The 6041-nt window shown below is 52.0% G+C and carries 7 protein-coding genes; 4 read left to right on the forward strand and 3 right to left on the reverse strand.

All coding sequences use genetic code 11. From position 1 onward, the window contains the following. Nucleotides 1-2 precede the first annotated feature (2 nt). On the reverse strand, nt 3-335 hold the full coding sequence (locus BLP91_RS04385) for an SCP2 sterol-binding domain-containing protein (protein WP_091567041.1): 333 nt from the start codon (nt 333-335) through the stop codon (nt 3-5). Nucleotides 336-674: 339 nt separating this feature from the next. Between BLP91_RS04385 and tatA the strand changes: the two genes are divergently transcribed. Beyond that, the gene (gene tatA / locus BLP91_RS04390; RefSeq protein WP_091567043.1) at nt 675-866 is read left to right on the forward strand and encodes a twin-arginine translocase TatA/TatE family subunit; all 192 of its coding nucleotides are present in this window, start codon (nt 675-677) and stop codon (nt 864-866) included. A 33-nt stretch (nt 867-899) separates the two neighbouring features. On the opposite strand, the gene mobA is transcribed toward tatA, so the two are convergent. After that, nucleotides 900-1487 (reverse strand): molybdenum cofactor guanylyltransferase, encoded by a 588-nt coding sequence (gene mobA / locus BLP91_RS04395; RefSeq protein WP_091567045.1) that lies wholly within the window; start codon nt 1485-1487, stop codon nt 900-902. Beyond that, complete coding sequence (gene uvrC / locus BLP91_RS04400) at nt 1484-3304, reverse strand: excinuclease ABC subunit UvrC (RefSeq protein ID WP_091567047.1); 1821 nt, start codon at nt 3302-3304, stop codon at nt 1484-1486. The genes mobA and uvrC overlap by 4 nt, the downstream gene beginning before the upstream one ends. A 174-nt stretch (nt 3305-3478) precedes the next feature. Here uvrC and BLP91_RS04405 point away from each other — a divergent pair, with 174 nt between their 5' ends. From BLP91_RS04405 to BLP91_RS04415, 3 genes are all read left to right on the forward strand, one after another. Then, nucleotides 3479-4435, forward strand: a complete 957-nt coding sequence (locus tag BLP91_RS04405) for a hypothetical protein (protein WP_091567049.1) — start codon at nt 3479-3481, stop codon at nt 4433-4435. A gap of 139 nt (nt 4436-4574) precedes the next feature. After that, entirely contained in the window at nt 4575-5657 is a 1083-nt protein-coding gene (locus tag BLP91_RS04410; protein ID WP_091567051.1) for a hypothetical protein, read from the forward strand. A gap of 117 nt (nt 5658-5774) precedes the next feature. Further along, on the forward strand, nt 5775-6041 hold a 267-nt coding region (locus tag BLP91_RS04415), incomplete at its 3' end, for a transposase (protein ID WP_143003457.1).

Here is a 6041-nt window from a genome sequence, read left to right on the forward strand (position 1 = left end):
GATCAGGCAGTTCCGCTAAATTGTTTCAACAGGGATGAAAGCCGCAACGCCAATGAAAGATCCCCTTTCACTTTCAATTTCCCTGTCATAAAAGCAGTGGTGGGATTTAATCGCCCTTCCGCCAGCTTGATAAAATTTTTCTCCGATAACTGAATGGTACAATCCGACGGTAACGCCTCTTCCCCTCGGTATTCGGCAGCACCCCTCTTCAGGCGGAGTTGGTGGATGCCTTCCCCATAGATCTCAAGCTGGTAAACCACTTCCGTATCCCGGATCCATTCCGGATTCTGGTTCATGTTGTCGACCCATGCGGTAATGGTCTCTTTTACAGCCAAGAGCGTCCCCTCCTATGAATGAATAATCATTCATTTTTTGCTTTGATTTTAAGCCTCTCTACGGCGGTTGTCAACGTAGTAGCGGGCATATCGACAGCCCTGGGGGAGAAAATAGAAGGGTAGGAGTGAGGGACCCGTATCCAGCCCGTGCCTACTGAAATACAACAGAAGACACCGATCTCTCTCGCGCACGCCGATTTTCCTTCACCACACATCTATCAAAGCTTAACTTGGCTTCAAAGAACGGGGGCAGTATAATATGAGATAGAAGACTGTGTTGGATACTCCTCACGATCCGATAACCGCAGGTCCGAAAAGGACTGGAAGGAGTTGACCCTTGTGAGCCAGATTGGAGTTCCCGGAGTTATTCTGATCATTTTGGTCGCACTCCTCTTGTTCGGCCCCAAAAAGCTGCCCGAACTGGGACGCGCCGCCGGCCGAACGCTGAAGGAGTTTAAAGACAGCGTCTCCGGTCTGTCCGATGATAAAAAAGAAGTCGACGCAACCAACAAAGACGTCGACCGGAAATGACACCAGCCCCGCCCCGATCAGGCGGGGTTTTTCTCACTCCTCTTCCCAAGCTTCCGCGCGCCGATAATCTTCCGGCCGGTTCATGTTAAAAAAAGCCTGGGAAGGGAAAGATTCAGTTACATACCGGGTTTGAACCCGATCCAAAAAATCGCCGACCCGTCGCTTTCCTTCCTGCAAAAAGGCATCCAGCTCCCCTTGCAAACGCCGATGGTAAATGGAGAACAAGGGATGGGCCCGACCGTCGCAAACGGGAACCACCGCGTCATAGTCCCCGTCCTCCGCCACCTGCGACAAACGTCGAGCCACGGCTGCAGAAGCGAAGGGCAGGTCGCAGGCGACCACCAGGTTGAAGGTGCAGGGAGAACGGCGGAGCCCTGCTTGAATCCCCGCCAGGGGGCCGGCCCCCGGCAAATCATCTGCCACGACGGGGATACCCCATTTTTGATATGGTTCCGGCTGGTTGGCGCTGATCAAAACAATGGAGTTCCCGTCGAAATCCAACCGCCGCAATAACCTTTTAACCATCGGCTCTCCGGCGAAGGATAAGAGCGCCTTATCCTGCCCCATGCGACGAGATTGGCCGCCAGCCAGCAAAATCAGACCGATGCCCGGGGATATCAATCGACTCTCTCCCCCGAGCCTTCATCCTTGGACGCCGACTTTGCCGTTTCCTTCAGGTGTGCCAAAATGTTTCTGGCCAATTTATCACCGATCCCCGCTTTGCGGTATTCCTCCACCGTAGCTGTCCGCATTCGGTCCAGGGACCCAAAGTGTTTATACAGCTGCTGTTTCCGCTTCTTGCCCACCCCCGGGATGTCATCCAGCACAGAGCGAACCATCGACTTCCCCCGCGTCTGTCGGTGGAAGGTGATCGCAAACCGGTGGACCTCCTCCTGAATGCGCTGCAGCAGGTAAAACTCCTGGGTGCCCTTGGGTAGATCCGCCTCACGAGGCGGATCGCCGATCAGGAGGCGAGCCGTCTTGTGCCGGTCATCTTTCACCAGCCCAGCGACAGGGATAAACAGACCCAACTCGTTTTCTAACACATCGGCGGCCGCCGACATCTGACCCCGTCCGCCGTCGACCACCACTAATTCGGGTAGCGGTAAATCCTCCTTCAATACCCGGGTATAACGGCGGCGGATCACTTCCCTCATCGTCGAGTAATCATCCGGTCCTTGAACGGAGCGGATTTTATATTTACGATACTCCTTTTTGTCAGGGGTGCCATCGGTAAAGACCACCATCGCCGACACGGGGTCAGCCCCCTGGATGTTGGAGTTGTCAAAGGCTTCGATCCGCCGCGGATAACCGATGCCCAAGGCTTCTCCCAGTTTGCGCGCCGCATCAACCGTACGTCCGTGATCTCGCTCGATCAGCTTAAATCGCTCGTTCAATGCAATCCGCGCATTTTCATTGGCCATCTCCACCAGCCGCTTTTTCATCCCCCGTTGAGGAATGTGGACCTGAACGCCGGTCAACCATTCGTCTAACAAGGCGACATCCGCATGAGCCGGCAAATTGATCTCCTTCGGCAGCGCCGGCTTTTCATGATAAAACTGGGTGACATAGGTGAGAAAATCTTCCTCTTCCTCTCCGTAATGAGGGAAGATCGCCACATCCCGCTCAATCAGCTTTCCTTGGCGAAGGAAGAAAACTTGAACGCACATCATCCCTTTGTCCGCCCAATAACCGAATACATCACGGTCTGTCTCATCTTGGAGGACGATGTTTTGCTTCACCATCACCGCTTCGATATGCTGAATCAAGTCTCTCAGTTCCCGAGCCCGTTCGAAATTGAGCTCTTCTGATGCCTGTTGCATCTTTTCTTCCAGATCCTTCTGCACATCCTTATATCCACCATTCAAAAACCGAACGATATTGCGAATCATTTCCTCGTACTGGGTTGGGTCCACATCAAACTCACAGGGAGCTAAACACTGCCCCATGTGGTAATAAAGACAGACCCGCTTGGGCAGAGTCCGACACTTGCGCAGAGGATACAGCTTATCCAACAGCTTTTTCGTCTGCTGTGCTGCTTGTGCGTTGGGATAGGGGCCAAAATAACGCGAGCCATCTTTTTTTATCTGCCGCGTCACTTCCAGCCGCGGGTGAGTCTCTTTGGTCAGCCGAATATAGGGATAGGATTTATCATCTTTCATCAACACGTTAAACCGGGGCCGATGGCGCTTGATCAGATTGGCTTCCAAGATAAGCGCCTCCATCGCACTGTCGGTGACGATATATTCAAAGTCATCAATTTCCGAAACCAACAGTTGGGTTTTCCCGTCATGGCTGCCGGTGAAATAGGACCGCACCCGGTTTTTCAACCGTTTCGCCTTGCCGACGTAGATAATTTGTCCGTCGGCATTTTTCATCAGGTAACATCCGGGCAGATCCGGCAGGAGAGCGAGTTTTTCTCGAATGTTCTCTTTCATATTCCCATTTTCCCTCCCCGCTCTTTATCTTATCACATCCGCAAAAGCGCTCCAGCGGGAAACGGAATGGAGACAAAGCCGTTCTTGGTGAAAGGGGGGAAGCACGACCGCTTGTCCCGTCTTTCGGGAAAAGATACGATAGTTTTGTAATTGCTCGTTTGGGGAGGGATCAGATTGGGCGAATCGTTCCGCCTGTTAAACCGGCACGGGGCCAAACTATGGTTTGCCTCCCTCGTGGCTGGATGGTGTGTCTTCTTTTTTCTGATGGTGCCGCAATTATGGATTGGATTTCTCTTGGGGCCCAAACTCTCCGTTCTGTTGGATCTCTTCAAAAACGTCTTGACACCTGATGGTACATCCGGGACCGTCAGCGGGCTGATTTCCGCGTTGATGCAGACAAGCGGCCCGATTGTCACCTACCTGACCGGCTTTACGCTGTTAGCCATCCTGGCCTTCGCCTTTTTCCACGCCGGCTTGATCGGAGCGGTTCAGGATGCATCCCTAGACAATCAAGTCCGCGTCGGAAACTTCTTTATCTATGGGTTTAGACACCTTTTGCGTATGTTTGGGCTGAGTATGCTCCATTTGTTGACCTTCGCCGTTTTGTTGGCCGCATGGGGGGGATTGTACTCGCTGCTGTCCCCCGTAACTGTTCTCACCATCATCTGGACGGTGATCGGCGCTATGTTGGGGCTTCTCCTCCTGCTGGCGATCACCTATTCACCAGTGGTGATGTTTGCGGAGAACATGGGCGTCTTTCGCTCCTTCGGGTATGGATGGCGGATCATCTTCGTCAAGTTTGGGCGCGCCTTGACCCATTTCTTGGGAGCGATAGTGGTGGCCGCCCTCAGTTGGACAGTGATCGCACTGGTCTCCGCATTCCCTTGGTTGATCCTTCAATTTTTCGAAGACGCCACCGTCGCCGATATCGTTGGCATCACCCTGGGAACTTCTCTGTTAGCCTTCTTGGGCGTATTTCCCTTTATTCTCTACTATGGGGTCCTGTTTCGGCAGTATGCCCTCCATATTCAGCAACACCTGTTTCCCGAAGAGAACATCGATCCGGTGTATTTGGAACCCTCCTTCGGGGATGAGCCCGATGAAGCGGGGAAACATCGTTCAACCGGTTGAAAGAACGGCGCAGGGGGGCTTTCCTCTGCGCTTTTTGACGGAAAAATACTTTCCGCAGCATTTTTCTGAAACCCATCCCCCACAAAATCGTATATCATGGTGATTAGAAACATCAGTTTGCATCTGAGGAGGTAGATGGATGGTTACCTACTTTCAACTGTTCGGCAGGCACGGCCTGAAAATGTGGGGTACCTTCCTGCTGGGAACATTAATGGCCCAAGTCATCAATATGATCATGGCAGTCATCTTCTACTTTGTCGGGGCTGCCGTCTTCCTCGCTTCAATCGGCTTGAACCTGGAAGACTTACAGTCAGGAACTTCTCCTGAGGAGATGTTCTCCGGCTTTGAACCTGGCGCCTTTTTGGTCGTGATCCTGCTGCTCCTCTTGTGGATCATCCTCCAGTCATTTGTCTCGTGCTTTCAAATGGCGGGCAGCTACGGAATGGCCAGTGAGGCGGTCCTGGACGGAAGCACTTCCATTGGTACATATTTCCAAACAGGCTTCCGGTATTTTTGGAAATTCTTTCTCCAATGTATATTGATCCTTCTGTTTTCGTTGCCTCTTTTGATTCCCTTCGGCTTAGCCGATCTGGGTATCCTCTTTTCAGATGAGGCGGGTAGCACAATCGGCCTCGGTATTTCCTGGTTTTTCTGGTTCGTGTTCGGGGGAGGTCTCCTGATGTACTTCTTCAGTGTGATGTTTGCCCCAGTCATCCTCACATCGGAAAATATGGGACCCTGGCAGTCACTTCGTTATTCGTTTCAATTCACCTACCGTTCCTTCGGCAAGGTGTTCGGAACGGGCTTGTTGAATACCTTGATCCTACTGCCTTTCGCTGTGATCTTTATCCTTTTATCCTTATTGATGGTTCCCCAGGGGGAGGAAGCATCCTTAGCTGCCATCGGGAGCACCCTGCTATTTATCCTGCTCACCTTCCTGCTGGTCCCGCTGGCCCAGGCGGCGGTTTTGTTAATGACCGCGCTCCGATACAAAATCCATCTCCGTAAAATCGTGGTGCCCGAAGCCCATGAATTGGAGACAGCCGCGTCGGAAACCTCGGCCTCCTTCGAGGAAACACCCCTGGCAGAACGAGAAGAACCTGTCTCCCGCCCGGCTGATCCTTTTTCACCACCAGAATCTGTATCGCTGGATGAACCGTCACCTGCTGGAGATGAGCAATCCAAACCCCTCGATTCAGAGGAGAAAGACCCACGTTCATAAAAAAGAGCCCGCCGCCGGAGGTCTTCAGGCTGTCGAGAAAGTCTCGACAGCCTATTTTTTTGCCGAATCCTTTTCACTGCTTCCCACCGTTTATTAGGTTGAAGAAGAATGGGAGGGATGGGTGTGTTACGTTCCAATAAAGAGAAACAACATGAGCTGGAGTTTGTCTGTATTGAAGAATTAGTTCCGGAAGATCACTTGCTCCGCAAAGTGGACAAGCATATCGACTTTTCTTTTATCACGGACAAGGTGCGGCCTTTGTATTGTGAGAACAATGGAAGGCCCTCCATTGATCCGGTCGTTCTCTTTAAAATGATGTTTATCGGGTATTTGTTCGGGATTCGTTCTGAACGTCAATTGGAAAAAGAGATTCGAGTTAATGCG

Source organism: Melghirimyces thermohalophilus, from assembly GCF_900102685.1.
Lineage (GTDB): Bacteria > Bacillota > Bacilli > Thermoactinomycetales > DSM-45169 > Melghirimyces > Melghirimyces thermohalophilus.